The sequence below is a fragment of the Rhodanobacter sp. KK11 genome (assembly GCF_033345435.1).
GTDB lineage: Bacteria > Pseudomonadota > Gammaproteobacteria > Xanthomonadales > Rhodanobacteraceae > Rhodanobacter.
In genome coordinates, this window is the sequence record NZ_JAWPMI010000001.1 from 490644 (window position 1) to 508941 (window position 18298).

The window sequence follows — 18298 nt, forward strand, 5'->3', positions numbered from 1 at the left end:
GATGGTCTGAAGCACGCCATCCGGCCCTGTTGCGCCCGGGTCGCGCCGCTGTCACGCCAAGAACGGAACCCGCCCATGGACATGCCCGAAACCGCGTCACCGAGCCGCCTGCAGCAATCCTTCGCGCAACTGCGCGGCGACCTGCAGCAGTGCATCATCGGCCAGCCGCACCTGATCGACTGCCTGCTGGTGGCCCTGCTCGCCGATGGCCACCTGCTGGTCGAGGGCGCGCCCGGCCTGGCCAAGACCACCGCGGTGAAGGCGCTGGCGGCGCGCATCGAGGCGGACTTCCACCGCGTGCAGTTCACCCCCGACCTGCTGCCGGCCGACCTCACCGGCACCGACGTGTTCCGCCCGCAGTCGGGCAGTTTCGAGTTCGAGCGTGGCCCGCTGTTCCACAACATCGTCCTGGCCGACGAGATCAACCGCGCGCCGGCCAAGGTGCAGTCCGCGCTGCTGGAGGCGATGGCCGAGCAGCAGATCACCGTCGGCCGCCGCACCTGGCCGCTGCCCGAGCTGTTCATGGTGATGGCGACGCAGAACCCGATCGAGCAGGAAGGCACCTTCACCCTGCCGGAGGCCCAGCTCGACCGCTTCCTGATGCACGTGACGATCGGCTATCCGGACGCCGCCGCCGAGCTGGCGATCCTCAAGCTGGCGCGCGAACAGGCCAGCCGCCGCGCGCATCCGGTCGCGACATCGCCGGCCTTGCTCAGCCAGGCCGACGTGTTCGCCGCGCGCGATGCGGCGATGGCGGTGCACATGGCGCCGGCGCTGGAGGAATACCTGACCCAGCTGGTGCTGGCCACCCGCGACGCCGGTCGCTATGGAGCCGAGCTGAAACGCTGGATCGCCTGGGGCGGCAGTCCGCGCGCCACCATCGCGCTGGACCGCTGCTCGCGCGCGCAGGCGTGGCTGGCCGGCCGCGATTACGTGTTGCCGGAAGACGTGCACGCGATCGCCCACGAAGTGCTGCGCCACCGCGTGCTGCTCAGCTACGAGGCGGAAGCCGAGGGCGTGCGGCCCGACCAGGTGATCGACCGCCTGCTGGATCTCGTGCCGCTGCCGTGAACGCCGCCGTGTCATTTCGCGCCGACGGCGACGGCCGCAGCCGGGTCGCGCTGGCCGAGCTGATCGCGCTGCGCGCGCGGGTCGGTCGCGTGCGCCTGGCGCCGCTGCTCAGCCGTGCCGCACGCAGCGGCCAGCAGTCCAGCCGTCTATACGGCCGCGGCATGGATTACGCCGAGTCGCGCGTGTACCAGGCCGGCGATGACGTGCGCCGGCTCGACTGGCGGCTCACCGCGCGCAGCGGCAAGCTGCACACCAAGCTGTTCCAGGAAGATCGCGAAGGCTGCCTGCTGATCCTGCTCGACACGCACGCCAGCATGCGTTTCGGCACTCGCGTGCGCTTCAAGTCGGTGCAGGCGGCGCGTGCTGCTGCCGCCGCCGCGTGGTATGCCGTGCGGGCCGGCGAGCGGGTCGGGGTGATGGCGTTCGGCCAAGCCGAGCAGCTGCTGCGGCCGCAGGCCGGCCCGCGCGGCGCGCTGGCGGTGTGCGGCGCGCTGGCCGAATGGGATGCACAACCGGTATCCGACCGGATCGAGCCGCTGTCCGACGCGCTGGTCCGCGCCGGCCGCGTGCTGCACGGCGCCAGCCGCGTGCTGCTGGTCAGCGACGGCTTCAGCTGCGACGCCGCGGCGCGACAGCGCTTGCTCGACCTCGGCAGGCATGCCGGGATCAGCGTGCTGGTCGTGGCCGATGCGCTGGAACTGGCGCCGGCGCCGCCGGGCCGCTATCCGCTTGAGCATGCCGGCGAACGCTGCGAAGTGCTGCTGCAGTCCGAGCGCCAGCGCAGCGATTTTCAGCGTGCGCTGGGTGCCGGTCCGGCCCGGCTGGGCGAGCTGGCGCAGTCGCTCGGCCTGCGCTGGAACAGCATCGACACCGCCGCCGATGCGTTCGATGCGGTCAGCGGCCTGCTCGGCGCACGGAGGTCGGCGCGATGATGTCTGCTCGGCCCGCGCCGTCGCCCGGCCCGCAGCTGCGCGACATACACTTGCCGCCCGAGCCGTCCTGGTGGCCGCCGGCGCCGGGCTGGTGGCTGCTCGCCGTGCTGCTGTTGGCGGCAGTGCTGGCCGGCATCTGGTGGTGGCGACGGCATCGCCGCGCGCTCCACCAACGCCGACTGGTGCTCGGCGAACTCGATCGGCTCGCACGGCAGCATCAGCACGACGGCAATGGAGTTGCGTTGGCGAGCGCGCTGCACCAGTTGCTGCGCCGGGTGGCGCGTCGGCACGATGCGGCGGCCGTGCGGCAGCGCGGCGACGCCTGGCGGCAGACACTGGCGCGAATGCCGGTCGATGCCGCCACGCTGGAACAGCTGCTGGCGCTGGAGCAGCAGATCTACCGCCCGCCCGCTGCGCTCGATCACGCCGCCGCGGTCGCCGCCGTGCGCTGCTGGCTGCAGTTGGCGCTGAAGCCGGCAAGCTGGAAGTCGGTAGCGACGGAGCACGCCGATGCCTGAATTCGCCTGGCCGTGGGTGATCGTGCTGCTGCCGCTGCCGTGGCTGCTGCGCCGCTGGCTGCGTCCGGCTGCGCCAGGGCAGGCGCTGCATTTGCCGCAGCCGGGTGTGCGGCTGGCCACCGTCGCCGGCACCCGCGCTCGCGGCGCCACGTCGTGGCTGCTGGCGCTGGCCTGGCTGTGCCTGCTGGCGGCGGCGGCGCGACCGCAGTGGGTCGGGCCACCGCAGGCGCAGCAGCGCAGCGGACGCGCGCTGATGCTGGCGGTGGACCTGTCCGGCAGCATGCGCACCGACGACATGCAGCTGGCCGGCCGGGACGTCAGCCGTTTCGGCGCGGTCGAGGCGATCGCCGGCGACTTCATCAGCCGCCGCAGCGGCGACGAGATGGGGCTGATCCTGTTCGGCAGCCAGGCCTTCCTGGTGACGCCGCTGACCTACGACCTGAGCGCGGTGCGCGCGCAACTGCGGGGCGCCGTGGTGGGCCTGGCCGGCACCGAGACGGCGATCGGCGACGCCATCGCGGTGGCGGTGAAGCGGCTGGCCGCGCTGCCCGAGCAGGCGCGCGTGCTGGTGCTGCTCACCGACGGCGTCAACAACGCCGGCAGCATCGCGCCGCGCGACGCGGCGCGCGCGGCGAAGGCGGCCGGCGTGCGCATCTACACCATCGGCATCGGCGCCACACGCATGCGCATCCCCGGTTTCTTCGGCAGCCAGCTGGTCAATCCCTCGGCCGACCTCGATGCGGACATGCTCACCGACATCGCCAGCGAGACCGGCGGGCGCTTCTTCCGCGCCACCGACAGCGGCGAGCTGGCCGACGCGTATCGCGCGATCGATGCACTCGAACCGATGCCGCAACGCGGCCCCAGCCTGCGGCCGCGGCACGAACTGTTCCGCTGGCCGTTGCTGGCCGCGATCGCGCTGCTGTTGCTGGTGATCGTGCCGCGCCGCTTCGCGCGCAGGCGGGAGCTGCCGGCATGAGCGAGCTGCTGCAGCAATTCCATTTCCTGCGGCCGTGGTGGCTGCTGGCCCTGCTGGGGCTGCCGTTGCTGGGCTGGCTGGGCGCGCGCCGCGATCTCGCGCAGGTCGAACTGTCGCGGCTGGTCGACGCCGAACTGCTGCCGCACCTGCTGCACGGGCGCGCCGGCCATCGCCGCCTGCCGCTGTGGCTGTTCGCGCTGGGCTGGACGCTGTGCGCGCTGGCCCTGGCCGGGCCGACCTGGAGCCGGGTCGAGCAGCCGTTGTACGCCAGCCGCGCGGCGCAGGTGGTGGCGATCTCGCTGTCGCAGCGCATGCTGGCGCGCGACGTGGCGCCGAGCCGGCTCGACCGCGCGCGCTACAAGGCGCGCGACCTGCTGCACGCCAACCAGGACGGCCTCAACGCGCTGATCGGCTACGCCGGCGAGGCGTTCGTGGTGGCGCCGCTGACTTCCGATGCGCACAGCCTCGACGACCTGCTCGCGGCGATGGCGCCGGACACCATGCCGGTCGACGGCGACAACGCGGCGGCGGCGATCGAGCGCGGCGTGGCGCTGATCCAGGGCGGCAAGGCCGGCGGCGGTTCGCTGGTGCTGATCACCGACCAGGTCGACGCGGCCGCCGAGGCCGCCGCGCGCAAGGCTGACGCCGACGGCGTGCATGTCTCGGTGCTTGGCGTGGGCACGCCGCAGGGCGGTCCGGTACCGTTGCCCGACGGCGGCTTCCTGCGCGATGCGCAAGGCGACATGCTGCTGGCCCGTCGCGACGACGCCGCGCTGGCGGCGCTGGCCGCGGCCGGCGGTGGCCGCTACGTGGCGATGAGCGCGGACCAGCGCGACGTCGAGGCGCTGCATGCGCAACTGCGCCGCACGAAGGCCACGCTGGCCGACGGGGAGCGCGGCGACGCCTGGCAGGATCGCGGTGCGTGGCTGCTGCTGCCGCTGCTGCCGATCGTGGCACTGGCGTTCCGCCGCGGCTGGCTGCTGTTGCTGCCGCTGGTCGTGTTGCCGCTGTGGCCGGGCACGGTCGCGGCGACGACGTGGCAGGACCTGTGGCAGCGTCGCGACCAGCAGGCCGCGCAGGCCTTGCAGGCGGGCGACGCGAAGCAGGCGCAGCAGCTCGCGCGCGATCCGGCCTGGCGTGGCGCCGCGGCGTATCGCGCCGGCGACTACGCGGCCGCGGCGCAGGCCTTGCAGCAGGCGCCCGGCGGCGAAGCGGCGTACAACCTCGGCAACGCGCTGGCGAAGCAGGGCGAATACCAGCAGGCGCTCGCGGCCTACGATCGTGCACTGCAACTCGACCCGGCCAACGCCGACGCGAAGGCGAACCGCCAGGCGGTGGAGGACTGGTTGCGCCGGCAGCAACAGCAGCCGTCGGACCAGAAGGAACACGAGGGCCACGGCGGCAAACAGAACCAGTCGTCGCAGGGCGAGCAGGGCAAGAGCGGCAGGCAGGAGGCGAAGGATCAGTCGTCCGCGGCGGACGACGCCAAGCCATCCGGCCAGCAGGGCCGGGATGGCAAGTCGCAGGCGCAGGAGCCATCCGGCAAAAACGAGTCGCCGCAAGGCAAGTCCGAGCAGGGCGGTGCCGACCAGTCCCAGCCGCAAACCGCGCAGCAGCAAGCCGAACAGAAGGAGCAGGCCGCGCAGGCGCAACAGGCACTGAAGCAGCAGATGGACGCGGCGCTGGCCAAACCGGGTGATCGCCAGGCCGAGCACCAGCTCGGCACGCTGGGCAAGGACGACCCGCAGGCGAAACTGCCGGCCGACCTGCGCCACGCCCTGCAGCGCGTGCCGGACGATCCCGGCGCGCTGCTGCGGCGCAAGTTCGCACTGGAATACCAGCAGCGCCACGGCGGCGCGCCGAGCGAGGAGCAACAGCCGTGATGTTCCGACATGTCATGAGCAGGTGTTTGCTGATGCTGGCGCTGGTGCCGGCGCTGGCCGGCGCCGCCGAGGTGACCGCCACGCTGGACCGCGACCACGTGCAACTGGGCGAAACGGTGACGCTCAACGTGCGCGTGGCAGACAGCACCGGCGGCGTCGCGGCGCCCGACCTGCGCGCGCTGAACCAGGATTTCCAGTTGCTCGGCACCTCGCAGAACAGCAGCCTCAGCGTGGTCAACGGCCAGGCCAGTTCCGAGCTGACCTTTGGCGTGGCGTTGCGGCCGCGCCATGTCGGTGTGCTGCAGATCCCCGCGCTGAGCGTGGCCGGAGGCCGCACCGCGCCGCTGCAGCTCACCGTAACCGCACCGGACCCGGCCGCGGCCGCCGCCACCCAGCGCGACGTCTTCATGGAATCGCAGGTCGAACCCGCACATGGCTACGTCGGCCAGCAGCTGACCTACGTGGTGCGCCTGTACTACGCCAACCGCATCGGCGGCGACGCGCCGCCGCCGCCGCAGGTCGACGGCGCGGAAATCAGTGCGTTGGGCAAGGGCCTGAACTACGACGCCGAACGCGGCGGCCGCACCTACCACGTGCTGGAGCAGCGTTACGCGCTGATCCCGCAGCACGCCGGCCGGATCGAGATCCCTCCGGTGGATTTCCAGGGCGAGGCGGCCGACCCGCGCGACCCCAACAGCTTCTTCGGCGCCACCGTGCCGGTCAGCGCCAGCGCGCCGGCGCAGAGCATCGAGGTGAAGCCGGCGCCTGCCGACTGGGGCGGCAGCGCGTGGCTGCCGGCGCGCCAGCTGAGCCTGAGCCTGGACGGCTGGCCCACTGCGCAGGACACGCCGCCGCGGGTCGGCCAGCCGCTCAACCTGACCATGAACCTGCAGGCCAGCGGCCTCTCGTACGAGGCGCTGCCGGCGCTGAGCCTGCCGCCGCTGGACGGCGCCACGGTGTACCCGGACAAGCCGGTCACCGGCAACCGCCAGGACGGCCAGTGGATCATCGGCCGGCGCCAGCAGTCGTTCGCGATCGTGCCTGAGCGCGCCGGCACGCTGACCCTTCCCGCCACCACGCTGAAGTGGTGGAACGTGCTGACCGACAGCATGGAAGTGGCGCAGATCCCCGCGCACAGCGTCACCGTGCTGCCGGCGATCGGTGCTGCGACCGCGCCACCGCCCGCCGCAACGGCGGCTGCGCCGGGCGAGGCTGCCGCGCCGGGGGGGGCGGCCGTCGCACGGTCGGTCGTGCCGTGGCGCTGGATCGCGCTGGCCAGCCTCGGCCTGTGGCTGCTCAGCGTGCTGGCCTGGTGGCTGTGGCAACGGCGCCGGCGCGCGTCGTCGGTGACGCCGCCGGCCGCGGCGCGCACCTCGGCGCGCAGCAGCCAACTGGCCTTTCTGGCGGCGGCGCGCGGCAGCGATCCGGCCGCGCAGGTGCGCACCTTGCTGGCCTGGGCGCGCGCGGAGCGGCCGACGATCCAGCACCTGGGCGAGCTGTCGGCGGCGCTGGACGACGCGGCGCAGCGCGCGGCGATCGACGTCCTGCAGCAACGCCACTACGCGGCCGCGCCGTCACACGATGCCGGCGCGAACCTGGCCGAAGCGTTCAAGCGCGGCTTCGCCTGGCGTGCCGCGGATGCGGCTGATGAAAATTCCGGGCTGGCGCCGCTGTATCCGTTCAAGCTGCACTGAGCGGCTCACGCTGTAGGGCGGGCAATGCCCGCCGGCTTGTTTCCGGCGCGATCGGGGACGGCGGGCCGTGCCCGCCCTACGCCACCAGTGCCTGCTGGAACACCGCGCGCATGGCGTCGCTGAAACAGCACAGCGTCACCTCGATGTCGTCCGCGTCGGCCAGCATGTCGCGCAGCGTGGCCACCGCCACCGCGGCGGCCTGTGCGGCCGGGTAGCCGTAGACGCCGCAGCTGATCGCCGGGAATGCGATCGTGTGCAGTTCCTGCTCGCGCAGCAGGCGCAGCGCGTTGCGATGGCAGCGCGCCAGCAGTTCGGCTTCGCCGTCGTCGCCGCCATGCCACACCGGCCCCACCGTGTGGATCACCCAGCGTGCGGGCAGCGCGAAGCCGGGCGTGATACGCGCTTCGCCGGTGGGGCAGCGCACGCCGGGGGCGGTTTCCGGCAGCGCGCGGCAGGCTCGCAACAGGCTCGGCCCGGCGGCGCGGTGGATCGCGCCGTCCACCCCGCCGCCGCCGAGCAGGCCGGGGTTGGCCGCGTTGACGATGGCGTCCACCGTCAGGCGGGTGATGTCGGCGCTGATGACCTGGATGGGCATGGGTCGGCGGCTTACCTTATGCTTCGGACAGGCATTCGGGCGCGGCGGGGTGGCAACGGATCATGGCGAAAACGGAAGACATTTCCTTCGGCTATCTGCTCAGCGACGTGACCTTGCTGTTCCGCAAGCACTTCGACCGGCGCGCGGTGAAATTCGGCCTGACCCGCGCGCAATGGCGTGCGACCAAGGTGTTGTACCACCGCGAGGGGCTGCGGCAAACCGAGCTGGCCGAGTTCCTGGAAATGGAGCCGATCGCGGTGGGCCGGGTGATCGACCGGCTGCAGGCGGCCGGCTTCGTCGAGCGCCGGGCCGATCCGAAGGACCGCCGCGCCTGGCGGCTGTACGTCACCGACCAGGCGCGGGTGATCGTGGGTGACATGGAGATCATCGCGCGCGAACTGCGCAAGGATGCCACCCGCGGCATCGACCACGACGAGCTGCAGCAGGCGCTGGCGGTGATCGGCCGGATCAAGGACAACCTGCAGGCGCTGGAGCAGGGCGACGGCGGCACGCCCTGATGCGCGTCCGCGGCGCCGGCCAGTGCCATTGGTCGGGGCTATCCGCGGCGCGATCCGCGGCATAGTGTGAATCCGGCGTGGCATGGGCGGGTCAACCTGAAGTCCGCGCATGCGTTGTCACAAGCTTGGTGCATAGTCATCGGCCTTGCGCTTCCCCGGCCGCGCACAACCTGCCCCGCCACCACGCGTGGCGCGAAGATCGAGAAGCCCCCGCGCATGTCCTGGAAAAAAATCGTCCTTGTGCTGGCCGTCCTGCTGGCGATTGCCCTGGCCATGCACTTCGGACGCGGCAGCGGCGACAACAGCAAGGCCGCCAGGGCGCCGGCAGCGGTGCCGGTCGAGGTGGCCAGTGCCACCCGCGGCGACGTCGAACTTTCATTGAAGCTGGTCGGCCGGGTCGAGGCGTGGTCGACGGTGAGCCTGCGCGCGCGGGTCTCCGGCCAGCTGCAGTCGCTGTCGTTCACGCCCGGCGCGCTGGTGCGCAAGGGCAGCGTGCTGGCGCAGCTCGACCCGCGCCTGCTGCAGGCACAGCTGGACCAGGCGCGCGGCAACGTGGCACGTGATCAGGCGCTGCTGCAGAAGGCGCAGGCCGACCAGCGCCGCTACGCCGACATGCTGGCCAGGGGCTTCGTCTCCAAGGCGGACTACGACCTGTACCAGGCCAACCTGGCGGTGGCCCGCGCCACCCTGCAGAGCGACCGGGCCGCGCAGGAACTGGCGCAGACCCAGCTCGACTACGCACGCATCGTCGCCCCGTTCGACGGCATCGCCGGCGCGCCGCTGGTGTGGCCGGGCGCGCAGATCAGCGCCGACAGTACCGACATCGTGGTGCTCAACCAGGTCGAGCCGGTGCGCGTGGCGTTCAACATTCCCGAGGACAGCCTGCCGGCCGTGCGCGATGCGCAGAAGCATGGCGCGCTCGCCGTGCAGGTGATCGTCGCCGGCGACCAGGCGGCGCCGCTGTCCGGCACGCTGGAATTCATCGACAACGCGGTCGACGCCGCCACCGGCACCATCGTGCTGAAGGCGCGCTTCGACAATGCCGAGCATCGGCTCACCCCCGGCCAGTTCGTGCAGGTGACGCTGCCCACCACGCGCCTGGCCGGCGTGGTCAGCGTGCCGGTGCAGGCGCTGCAGAGTTCCAGCAGCGGCAGTTTCGTGTTCGTGCTCGGTGCCGACGGCAAGGTGCGCCAGCGCTATGTCACGCCCGGTCCGACCAGCAGCGGGCGCACGGTGATCGACAAGGGCCTTGCGGCCGGCGAGCAGGTGGTCACCGAAGGCCAGATGCTGCTGGTCGACGGCAGCGCCGTCACGGTCAGGCGCTGACCGCATGAACATCCCCGAGCTCTGCATCCGCCGCCCGGTGATGACCACGCTGCTGATGACGGCGTTGCTGGTGTTCGGCATCGTCGCCTATCCGCGGCTGCCGGTGAACGAGTTGCCGAACGTCGACTTCCCCACCATCAGCATCAGCGCCAGCCTGCCCGGCGCCTCGCCGGAGACGATGGCCTCGGCGGTGGCCACACCGCTGGAAGGCCGGCTGTCGACCATCGCCGGGATCAGCTCGATGAGCTCGACCAGCGCGCTCGGCTCCACCTCGATCACGCTCACCTTCGGACTGGATCGCAACATCGACGCGGCGGCGCAGGACGTGCAGTCGGCGATTTCCTCGGCGCTGCGCCAGTTGCCGAGGGAAATGACCACGCCGCCCACGTTCCGCAAGGTCAACCCGGCCGACGCGCCGATCCTTTTCCTGGCGATGGGCTCGAGCACGCTGCCGCTGACCCAGGTCAGCGAGTATGCGGAAACCGAACTGGCGCAGCAGCTGTCGATGATCGACGGCGTGGCGCAGGTGAACGTGTACGGCTCGCAGAAGTACGCGGTGCGGATCAGCGTGGACCCGGACCGGCTGGCCGCCGCCGGCATCGGCATCGACCAGGTGCAGAACGCGATCGCCGATGCCAACGTCAACCAGTCCACCGGCTCGCTCTACGGCAGGCGCCAGCAGCTGCCGATCCGCAGCGATGGCCAGCTGCTGCGCGCGGCCGCCTACAACGACGTGGTGGTGGCGTACCGCAATGGCGCGCCGGTGCACGTGGGCGACATCGGCCAGGCGCGCGACAGCGTGCAGGACGACCAGCGCGTCAGCTCGTACAACGGCAAGCAGGCGATCGTGCTGGCGATCCAGCGCCAGCCGGGCGCGAACACGGTGGCCACGGTGGACCGGATCAAGGCGGTACTGCCCGGCTTCCGCGCCGGACTGCCGCCGTCGATCACGCTGGACACGTTGTACGACCGCTCGCAGTCGATCCGCGATTCGGTCGACGACGTGCAATTCACCCTGCTGCTGGCCGGCGCGCTGGTGGTGTTCGTGATCTACCTGTTCCTCGGCAACCTGTCCGCCACGCTGATCCCGGCGGTGGCGCTGCCGATCTCGGTGCTGGGCACGTTCGGCGTGATGTACGCGCTGGGTTACAGCCTGGACAACCTCTCGCTGCTGGCGCTGACCCTGGCGGTCGGCTTCGTGGTGGACGACGCGATCGTGATGCTGGAGAACATCGTGCGCCACATGGAAGCGGGCGTGCCGCCGTACGAGGCGGCGCTGAAGGGCGCCGGCGAGGTCGGCTTCACCATCTTCTCGATGACGCTGTCGCTGATCGCGGTGTTCATCCCGGTGATGTTCATGGGCGGCATCGTGGGCCGGCTGTTCCACGAGTTCGCGGTGGTGATCAGCGTGGCGATCCTGATCTCCGGCATCGTCGCGATCACGCTGACGCCGATGCTGTGCAGCCGTTTCGTCAAGGCGCACGACCACCAGAGAAAGAACTGGCTGGTCGCCGGCTTCGACCGCGGCTTCGCCGCCGTGCAGCGCGGCTACGCGGACAGCCTGCGCTGGTGCATGCAGCGCCCGCGGCTGGTGCTGGCCGCCTTCGGCGCGAGCCTGCTGGCTACCGCACTGCTGTTCTACGTGACGCCGAAGGATTTCATCCCGGCCGGCGACAACGGCCAGTTGCGCGTCAACACGGAAGGGCCGGAGGACGTGTCGTTCGAGGGCATGCTGGCGCGCCAGCAGCAGCTGGTCGACATCGTGGCGAAGGACCCGAACATCGCCGGCTACATGTCCACCGTGGGCGCCGGCGGCCCGCGCTCCACCATCAACAACGGCTCGATCCTGCTGCTGCTGAAGCCGGCGCACGAGCGCAAGCTCGGTCCGGACGGCATCATCCAGGAGCTGCGGCCGAAGCTGGCGACGGTGGCCGGCATCCGCAGCTATATCCAGAACGCGCCGGCGATCCAGATCGGCGGGCGGCAGTCCAAGGCGCAGTACCAGTACACGCTGCAGTCGGTGAACCTCGACCAGCTGTACGAGTGGAGCGGCAAGGTGACCCGCGCGTTCGCCGCGCTGCCGGGCTTCGAGGACGTCACCAACGACCTCGACCTCAACAGTCCCTCGATCGTGGTCAAGGTCGACCGCGCCAGGCTGGCGCCGCTGGGCTTGACCATGGCGCAGGTGCAGACTGCGCTGGGCATCGGCTTCGGCCAGAACCAGGTCTCCACCATCTACGGTGCGGCCACCCAGTACTGGGTGATCCTGCAGGTCGAGCGCAAGCTGCAGGACGACCCGGCGGTGCTGTCGCGGCTGTACGTCACCTCGAGCAACGGCAACCTGGTGCCGCTCAGCGCGGTAGCCAGCTTCAGCCGCGAGCCGCAGGCGCTGACCGTGAACCACCAGGGCCAGCTGCCGGCGGTGACGGTGTCGTTCAACCTGGCGCCCGGCGTGTCACTCAGCGACGCGGTGGCCAGCATCGACGGCGCGATGGGCAAGCTCGGCCTGCCGGCGACCATCAGCGGCAGTGTGCAGGGCACCGCGCAGGCGTTCCAGGAATCCCTGCAGGGCATGGGCATGCTGTTGCTGCTGGCGGTGTTCGTGATCTACCTGGTGCTGGGCATCCTGTACGAGAGCTTCATCCACCCACTGACCATCCTGTCCGGCCTGCCGGCCGCGGCGGTGGGCGCACTGCTGACCCTGGTGATCTTCCACGCCTCGCTGGACCTGTTCGCCTTCGTCGGCATCGTGATGCTGATCGGCATCGTCAAGAAGAACGCGATCATGCTGATCGACTTCGCGCTGGAACGGCAGCGCGAGGAAGGCATGGTGCCGGCGCAGGCCATCTTCGAGGCCTGCCGCGTGCGCTTCCGCCCGATCATGATGACCACCATGGCGGCGATGGCCGGCACCTTGCCGATCGCGCTCGGCATCGGCGCCGGCGCCGAGGTGCGCCGCTCGCTGGGCCTTGCCGTGGTCGGCGGCCTGCTCTTCTCGCAGGTGCTCACGCTGTACCTGACGCCGGTGATCTACCTGTGGATGGATGAGTTGCAACGGCGCTTCCAGCGCCCGGGCAAGGCGTTGCCGGCGCAGTAGCTTGCGGCGCCGGGCGGCCGGCGGCTAGGCTGGCCGCTCCGTCATAGCAGGAGCGGACATGCGCCGCCTGACCGCGATCGCCACCGTATTCGCCATCGCCGGCGTGGCCGCCTGCGCCCATGCCGGCACACCCGCGCCGATGGACGCCGCCGCGCTGCAGGCCTGGGCCGCCAGGCCCTGGGACAAGGCCAGCGTGATGCATACCACAGTGGAAGTGGGCCGCTACCGCGGCGTGCCGGTGGTGGCCGATCACCCCTGTTCGGACGTCTGCCCGCAGTACACCGTGCGCATCATCCACTACCGGCTGCCGCCGGACACTTCCTGCGCCGGCGTGGGCGGCGTCGAGAAGCAGGTGCTGGTGCCGATCGCGATCACCGTGCGGCCGAAGACGTTCTGCGTGCCCGAACCGCTGGTGGCGTCGGGGTCGTACTACGCGAGGTGAGGAGAGTTTGCTCCTCCCCCTGCTTGCAGGGGGAGGCAGGAGGGGGTTCGCTTTTGACTTGCGGCTAAGAGCGACCCCACCCTCCCAAGAGGGATTCCCTTCGGTCACAGCCCTCCCCTGCAGGCAGGGGAGGGAGCAAGTTCCGACTTACTCGCCGGCGCTGTCCTGGGCGAAAGCACCCGGCGCGGAGCCGAAGTCGCCCTTGGCCTGGGCGGCCATGTAGGAGAACGCCGCGTACACCGCCACGTTCTGCGCCAGCTCCTTCGGGTCGATCTTGTCCAGCGTGTCGTTCGGGGTGTGGTGCCAGTCGAAGTACTTGGTGCCGTCCTGGGTCAGCGACAGCGCGGCCATGCCCTTGGCGTGCATCTGCGACAGGTCCGAGCCGCCGCCGCCGGGGCGGGTGGCGTCGTAGGCCACGCCGAGCGGTTCCAGCACCTTGGCGATCTGGCCGATCGCCGCGCGCGCCTCGGGCTTCACGCTGGCGCTCATGCGCCAGATCGGGCCGGCGCCGAAGTCCGACTCGGTGCCGAGCTGGAACTTGGCCACGTCCTTCGCGTGCTTCTCGGCGTAGGCGCGGCCGCCCCACAGGCCCATCTCCTCGTTGGCGAAGGCGATCACGCGGATGGTGCGGTCGGGGCGCCGCGGCAGCTCGCGGATCAGCTTGCCGGCGGCCATCGCGATGGCCACGCCGGCCGCGTCGTCGATCGCGCCGGTGCCCAGGTCCCACGAGTCGAGGTGGCCGCCGATGGCGACGACCTGGTCCGGGTGCCTGCGACCGGTGATCTCGCCGATCACGTTGGCGCCGGTGTATTCGCCGACCACGCCGCAGTCGAGGTCGAGCTTCAGCGTGACCGGCTTGCCGTAGGCGAGCACGCGGGTGAGCTGGTCGGCGTCGGGGTTGGACAGCGCGGCGGCGGGAATCGCCATGGCCGGGTCGCGGAAGCCGGTGACGCCGGTGTGCGGCGCGCGCTCGTGCGCGTCAGTGCCGGCCGAACGCAGCAGGTAGCCGGCGGCGCCCTTTTCCGCGGCGATCACCGGGCCGGCCACGCGTACCGCCGAGCCCATGCCGTAGCCGTGGCCGTCCTTCGCGCGCTCCATGCGGTAGTCGACGTAGACGATCCTGCCCTTGATGCCGGCCGGGTCGGCCGCTTTCAGCGCGTCGAGGCTGTCGAACCTCACCACCTCGGCACTCAGCCCGCCCTTCGGCGTGCCGGCCGAATAGCCCAGCGCGGTGACCGCCAGCGGCTGCGGGAACGGCGCCACGATGGCGGCGTGTTCGCTGCGGCGCACCCACTGCGGGTAGGTGACCGGCTCGGTATAGACCTTGTCGTAACCCAGTTCCTTGAACTTCGCCACGGCCCAATCGACCGCACGGCGGTCGGCTTCGCTGCCGGCCAGGCGCGCGCCGACCTCGGTGGTCAGCGAGGCGGTGACCTGGTACGCGGTGTCGTCGTGCAGCGCCTGGTCGCGCAGCTGTTCGGCCGTCTTTACGGCCGCGGCGGGAATCGTGGTGGTGGCGGCGCTGGCGATGCCGCTGGCCAGCAGGCCGGCGACGAGCAGGGTGAGGGGAAGACGGCGCATCGGGGGACTCCGCGGAGGAAACCCCGATTATGGCGTCACGAGCCGGCGCCGCTTAGGCCAGAAGTCACGGGTGGCCGCATGCATCCTGCAGGGATTACGGCTTGTTCTTCAGCAAGTCGCGGATTTCGGTGAGCAGGGCCACGTCGGCCGGCGGGGCGGCGGGCGCCTCTTCCTGCTTGCGGCTGAGCTTGTTGATCGCCTTGATCACCATGAAGATCGCGAACGCGATGATCAGGAACTGGATCAGCGTGTTGATGAAGGCGCCGTACTGGATCGCCACCTCGGCGACCTTGTGTTTCGGGTCGCTGTCGTCGCCGGGCTTGAGCACCCACTTCAGGGCGGAGAAGTCGATGCCGCCGGTGAGCCAGCCGATCGGCGGCATGATGATCTGGTCGACCAGGGAAGTGACGATCTTGCCGAAGGCACCGCCAATGACTACACCGACCGCCAGGTCGATGACATTGCCGCGCATGGCGAAGGCCTTGAATTCGCTGAGCATGCTCATGCTGCTGGTACTCCCCTTGGATGTGCCGTATGGCACGCCGAATGTAGCGCGACGAGGCAAGGTATGCGCGAACAGATGAAGGCTTCGTGGAAGCTCAGACCATCCGGCCCTGCAGCTCCGCCACGCCGACCAGTTCGGCATGGAAGCGGTCGCCGCGCTGCAGTGCGGCGACCCCGGCGGGGGTGCCGGTGAAGACCAGGTCGCCGGCCTTCAGCTCGAACAGCGTGGACAGCGCGGCCAGGATGTGCGGCACGTCGTGCACCATCTCGCCCAGCGTGGCCCGCTGGCGCGGCTCGCCGTTCACGTCGAGCCGCAGCACGGTCTGCGCGTCCACCGTCGCCGCGCCGACCGGACGCAGCGCGGACACCGGTGCGGAGTGGTCGAAGCCCTTGGCCACATCCCACGGGTGGCCCTTGGCCTTGGCCTGCGCCTGCAGGTCGCGGCGGGTCAGGTCCAGCCCCACGCCGTAGCCCCAGACCAGGCCGGCGGCCTGGTCCGGGGCCAGGTCGCGGCCGCCGGCGCCCAGTGCCACCACCATCTCCACTTCGTGGTGCAGCTCGGCCGTGGCCTGCGGGTACGGCACGTCGGCGCCGTCGGCGACCACCGCGTCGGCCGGCTTGCAGAAGAACATCGGCGCGGACTTGTCCACCGTGGCGCCCATTTCACGCGCATGTTCGGCATAGTTGCGGCCGATGCAGAACACCCGGCGGACCGGGAAGCGCCGGTCGGAGCCGACGATCGGCAGGCTGGGGATGGCGGGCGGGGCGATGGCATAGTTCATGTCCGCAAGCGTAGCAAAGCTTGGCCGGGCATGGCCGCAAGCAGGCGGTTGCCGCGGCGTGTCGACCCCGCGCCTTCCCGTTCGTCGTCCACCAGGCGGCGTGGCGCGGATGACAGCTGTCACCGCCGACGGTTGATGCCATGCTCTGGCAGCACCCCGGTCTGGCGGCCATGATGCACCCCGTCGGCTGGAACATGACCGTTTGAGCAGGAGTGGATGTGGACAACGCCGAACTGTTGAAGGAACTGCGCATCGAGCGCCACCAGCGCGACGACCAGGGGCGCAACCCGGGGCGCTGGCTGTGGATCGGCGGCGCGGCCGTCGTGCTGCTGTTGCTGCTCGGTGGCGCCGCGCAGTTGTTCTTCGGCCATCGCGCGGTGACCGTGCAGACCGCCACCGCGGTGGCGCCCGGCGCCGGCAGCGAGGCGGGCGCGGTGCTGCAGGCGACCGGATACATCACCGCGCGGCGGCAGGCCACGGTGTCGGCGCAGATCACCGGCACGCTGACCGCGGTGCTGATCGAGGAGGGCGACCGCGTCACCAAGGGCCAGGTGCTGGCGCGGCTGGACGACAGCGGCTTCAAGGCCAGCCTGGCCGCGGCGAGGGCGCAAGCCGACGCGGCGCATGCGCAGGTGGCGCAGACCCGGGCGCAATTGACGCAGGGCATGCACGACGCCACGCGGCTGGAGTCGCTGGCCGCCCGCGGACTGGTATCGAAGCAGGCCGCCGAGCAGGCGCGCACCCAGGTCGACAGCCTGCGCGCGCAGCTCGACGCGCAGCAGCAGCAGGCCAGGGCCGCCGACGCCCAGGCCACGGTGGCGCAGGTCAATTTCGATTATTGCGTGGTGCGCGCGCCGTTCAGCGGCGTGGTCACCACCAAGGACGCCCAGGTCGGCGAGATCATCTCGCCGCTGTCCGCCGGCGGCGGCTTCACCCGCACCGGCGTGGGCACCATCGTCGACATGGATTCGCTGGAAATCGACGTCGACGTCAACGAGGCCTACATCGGCCGGATCAAGCCCGACATGCCGGCCGAGGCGGTGCTGGACGCCTACCCGGACTGGAAGATCCCTGCCCACGTGGTCGCCATCGTGCCGACCGCCGACCGCGGCAAGGCCACCATCAAGGTGCGCGTGGCGCTGGAAAAGAAGGACGCCCGCGTGGTGCCGGACATGGGCGCGCGGGTGTCGTTCCTCGAAGAAAAGCCGAAGGCGACCGCCAGCGTGCCGCAAGGCGTGCTGGTGCCGGCCGCGGCGATCGTGCAGCGCGACGGCCGCAGCGTGGTGTTCGTGCTCGACGGCAAGCGCGTGCGCCAGCGCGCAGTGACGCCGGCCGAGCAGGCCTACGGCGACTTGCGCCTGCTGCCGGCCGGAGTGCAGCCGGGCGACAGCGTGGTGGTGTCGCCGCCGGCCGGGCTGGAAGATGGTTCGGACGTCCAGATCAGGCAACCGTAGTTCGCTCCACCCCGTGTAGGAGCCCGCTCGCGGGCGATGCTTTTGGAGCCGGGGCTCGCGAAAGCAGGGCATCGCCCGCGAGCTGGCTCCTACGGAATCCATGTTCTTCGGAGAACCACGCATGTCCACGCTGATCGAAATCAGGGACCTTGCCAAGACCTACGAGCGCGGCAAGCAGAAAGTCGAAGTGCTGCACCACGTCAACCTGGACATCGCCGAAGGCGATTTCCTGGCGCTGATGGGACCGTCCGGCTCGGGCAAGACCACCTTGCTCAACCTGATTGGCGGCCTCGATACGCCCAGTGCCGGCAGCATCAGCGTGGGCGGCCAGCGCATCGACCAGCTTGGTGGCGGCGCGCTGGCGAAGTGGCGCGCGTCGAACGTGGGCTTCATCTTCCAGTTCTACAACCTGATGCCGATGCTCTCCGCGCAGCGCAACGTGGAATTGCCGCTGCTGCTGACCAAATTGTCGGCAGCGCAGCGCAAGAAGAACGCAGCCATCGCGCTGCAGCTGGTGGGCCTGGCCGACCGTGCCAGCCACAAGCCGGGCGAACTGTCCGGCGGCCAGCAGCAGCGCGTGGCGATCGCCCGCGCGATCGTCTCCGACCCCGCGCTGCTGGTCTGCGACGAACCCACCGGCGACCTCGACCGCCAGTCCGCCGAGGATGTGCTTGGCCTGCTGCAGGAGCTCAACCGCGAACAGGGCAAGACCATCGTAATGGTCACGCATGACCCCAAGGCCGCCGAGTACGCCCGCCATACGCTGCACCTGGACAAGGGCACCCTCGTCGAGCAGGCGCTGGCGTGATCGGCGCACGGCGAAGAGCGACCCCACCCTCCGCAGGGGATTCCCTTCGGTCACAGCCCTCCCCTGCAAGCAGGGGAGGGGGCACCGCGGCTTTGCTCCTCCCCCTGCAGCGCA

Annotated in this window: 16 protein-coding genes; 12 read left to right on the forward strand and 4 right to left on the reverse strand. The window is 70.8% G+C overall.

The genetic code is table 11. The annotated features are described in order from the left end of the window. The first annotated feature begins 75 nt into the window (after window positions 1–75). Genes R5H19_RS02145 through R5H19_RS02170 form a run of 6 tightly spaced genes read left to right on the forward strand, consistent with a single transcriptional unit; the run spans window position 76 to window position 7077 of the window. On the forward strand, window positions 76–1071 hold the full coding sequence (locus R5H19_RS02145; RefSeq protein ID WP_318157324.1) for a MoxR family ATPase: 996 nt from the start codon (window positions 76–78) through the stop codon (window positions 1069–1071). Then, window positions 1068–2003, forward strand: a complete 936-nt coding sequence (locus R5H19_RS02150; RefSeq protein WP_318157325.1) for a DUF58 domain-containing protein — start codon at window positions 1068–1070, stop codon at window positions 2001–2003. Before R5H19_RS02145 ends, R5H19_RS02150 begins: the two co-directional genes overlap by 4 nt. Continuing rightward, complete coding sequence (locus R5H19_RS02155) at window positions 2000–2521, forward strand: DUF4381 domain-containing protein (RefSeq protein ID WP_318157326.1); 522 nt, start codon at window positions 2000–2002, stop codon at window positions 2519–2521. The genes R5H19_RS02150 and R5H19_RS02155 overlap by 4 nt, the downstream gene beginning before the upstream one ends. Continuing rightward, window positions 2514–3500, forward strand: a complete 987-nt coding sequence (locus R5H19_RS02160; protein ID WP_318157327.1) for a VWA domain-containing protein — start codon at window positions 2514–2516, stop codon at window positions 3498–3500. The genes R5H19_RS02155 and R5H19_RS02160 overlap by 8 nt, the downstream gene beginning before the upstream one ends. Beyond that, window positions 3497–5383 carry a tetratricopeptide repeat protein gene (locus tag R5H19_RS02165; protein WP_318157328.1) on the forward strand — a complete coding sequence of 629 codons (1887 nt, stop codon included), beginning with the start codon at window positions 3497–3499 and terminating at the stop codon, window positions 5381–5383. Before R5H19_RS02160 ends, R5H19_RS02165 begins: the two co-directional genes overlap by 4 nt. A 32-nt stretch (window positions 5384–5415) precedes the next feature. After that, window positions 5416–7077: a BatD family protein gene (locus R5H19_RS02170; protein WP_318158134.1), complete on the forward strand. Its 1662-nt coding sequence runs from the start codon at window positions 5416–5418 to the stop codon at window positions 7075–7077. Between the two features lie 76 nt (window positions 7078–7153). Here R5H19_RS02170 and R5H19_RS02175 read toward each other — a convergent pair whose 3' ends face one another. Next, window positions 7154–7672: an O-acetyl-ADP-ribose deacetylase gene (locus R5H19_RS02175; RefSeq protein WP_318157329.1), complete on the reverse strand. Its 519-nt coding sequence runs from the start codon at window positions 7670–7672 to the stop codon at window positions 7154–7156. Window positions 7673–7734: 62 nt separating this feature from the next. Here R5H19_RS02175 and R5H19_RS02180 point away from each other — a divergent pair, with 62 nt between their 5' ends. The 4 genes from R5H19_RS02180 (at window position 7735) to R5H19_RS02195 (ending at window position 13055) form a co-directional block, all read left to right on the forward strand. Further along, window positions 7735–8190, forward strand: coding sequence for a MarR family transcriptional regulator (locus R5H19_RS02180; RefSeq protein ID WP_318157330.1), 456 nt, complete (start codon window positions 7735–7737; stop codon window positions 8188–8190). A gap of 216 nt (window positions 8191–8406) precedes the next feature. After that, window positions 8407–9516 (forward strand): efflux RND transporter periplasmic adaptor subunit, encoded by a 1110-nt coding sequence (locus R5H19_RS02185; protein ID WP_318157331.1) that lies wholly within the window; start codon window positions 8407–8409, stop codon window positions 9514–9516. A 4-nt stretch (window positions 9517–9520) separates the two neighbouring features. Continuing rightward, complete coding sequence (locus tag R5H19_RS02190; RefSeq protein WP_318157332.1) at window positions 9521–12613, forward strand: efflux RND transporter permease subunit; 3093 nt, start codon at window positions 9521–9523, stop codon at window positions 12611–12613. A gap of 58 nt (window positions 12614–12671) precedes the next feature. Then, entirely contained in the window at window positions 12672–13055 is a 384-nt protein-coding gene (locus tag R5H19_RS02195; RefSeq protein ID WP_318157333.1) for a hypothetical protein, read from the forward strand. A 147-nt stretch (window positions 13056–13202) separates the two neighbouring features. On the opposite strand, the gene R5H19_RS02200 is transcribed toward R5H19_RS02195, so the two are convergent. The 3 genes from R5H19_RS02200 to R5H19_RS02210 form a co-directional block, all read right to left on the reverse strand. Beyond that, window positions 13203–14636 carry a M20/M25/M40 family metallo-hydrolase gene (locus R5H19_RS02200; RefSeq protein ID WP_318157334.1) on the reverse strand — a complete coding sequence of 478 codons (1434 nt, stop codon included), beginning with the start codon at window positions 14634–14636 and terminating at the stop codon, window positions 13203–13205. Window positions 14637–14730: 94 nt separating this feature from the next. Continuing rightward, window positions 14731–15141 carry a large-conductance mechanosensitive channel protein MscL gene (mscL, locus tag R5H19_RS02205; RefSeq protein WP_318157335.1) on the reverse strand — a complete coding sequence of 137 codons (411 nt, stop codon included), beginning with the start codon at window positions 15139–15141 and terminating at the stop codon, window positions 14731–14733. A 94-nt stretch (window positions 15142–15235) separates the two neighbouring features. After that, the gene (locus tag R5H19_RS02210) at window positions 15236–15922 is read right to left on the reverse strand and encodes a fumarylacetoacetate hydrolase family protein (protein WP_318157336.1); all 687 of its coding nucleotides are present in this window, start codon (window positions 15920–15922) and stop codon (window positions 15236–15238) included. A 212-nt stretch (window positions 15923–16134) separates the two neighbouring features. Between R5H19_RS02210 and R5H19_RS02215 the strand changes: the two genes are divergently transcribed. Both R5H19_RS02215 and R5H19_RS02220 read left to right on the forward strand, forming a co-directional pair. Continuing rightward, on the forward strand, window positions 16135–17376 hold the full coding sequence (locus tag R5H19_RS02215; protein WP_318157337.1) for an efflux RND transporter periplasmic adaptor subunit: 1242 nt from the start codon (window positions 16135–16137) through the stop codon (window positions 17374–17376). 121 nt (window positions 17377–17497) lie between these two features. Beyond that, window positions 17498–18184, forward strand: a complete 687-nt coding sequence (locus tag R5H19_RS02220) for an ABC transporter ATP-binding protein (RefSeq protein ID WP_318157338.1) — start codon at window positions 17498–17500, stop codon at window positions 18182–18184. Window positions 18185–18298 lie beyond the last annotated feature (114 nt).

Bases quoted from the DNA above. Each gene is read 5' to 3' on its own strand.
- R5H19_RS02145 (WP_318157324.1), top strand. From the start codon at position 76: ATGGACATGCCCGAAACCGCGTCACCGAGCCGCCTGCAGCAATCCTTC.
- R5H19_RS02155 (WP_318157326.1), top strand. From the start codon at position 2,000: ATGATGTCTGCTCGGCCCGCGCCGTCGCCCGGCCCGCAGCTGCGCGAC.
- R5H19_RS02160 (WP_318157327.1), top strand. From the start codon at position 2,514: ATGCCTGAATTCGCCTGGCCGTGGGTGATCGTGCTGCTGCCGCTGCCG.
- R5H19_RS02165 (WP_318157328.1), top strand. From the start codon at position 3,497: ATGAGCGAGCTGCTGCAGCAATTCCATTTCCTGCGGCCGTGGTGGCTG.
- R5H19_RS02170 (WP_318158134.1), top strand. From the start codon at position 5,416: ATGCTGGCGCTGGTGCCGGCGCTGGCCGGCGCCGCCGAGGTGACCGCC.
- R5H19_RS02175 (WP_318157329.1), bottom strand. From the start codon at position 7,672: ATGCCCATCCAGGTCATCAGCGCCGACATCACCCGCCTGACGGTGGAC.
- R5H19_RS02180 (WP_318157330.1), top strand. From the start codon at position 7,735: ATGGCGAAAACGGAAGACATTTCCTTCGGCTATCTGCTCAGCGACGTG.
- R5H19_RS02185 (WP_318157331.1), top strand. From the start codon at position 8,407: ATGTCCTGGAAAAAAATCGTCCTTGTGCTGGCCGTCCTGCTGGCGATT.
- R5H19_RS02190 (WP_318157332.1), top strand. From the start codon at position 9,521: ATGAACATCCCCGAGCTCTGCATCCGCCGCCCGGTGATGACCACGCTG.
- R5H19_RS02195 (WP_318157333.1), top strand. From the start codon at position 12,672: ATGCGCCGCCTGACCGCGATCGCCACCGTATTCGCCATCGCCGGCGTG.
- R5H19_RS02200 (WP_318157334.1), bottom strand. From the start codon at position 14,636: ATGCGCCGTCTTCCCCTCACCCTGCTCGTCGCCGGCCTGCTGGCCAGC.
- mscL (WP_318157335.1), bottom strand. From the start codon at position 15,141: ATGAGCATGCTCAGCGAATTCAAGGCCTTCGCCATGCGCGGCAATGTC.
- R5H19_RS02210 (WP_318157336.1), bottom strand. From the start codon at position 15,922: ATGAACTATGCCATCGCCCCGCCCGCCATCCCCAGCCTGCCGATCGTC.
- R5H19_RS02220 (WP_318157338.1), top strand. From the start codon at position 17,498: ATGTCCACGCTGATCGAAATCAGGGACCTTGCCAAGACCTACGAGCGC.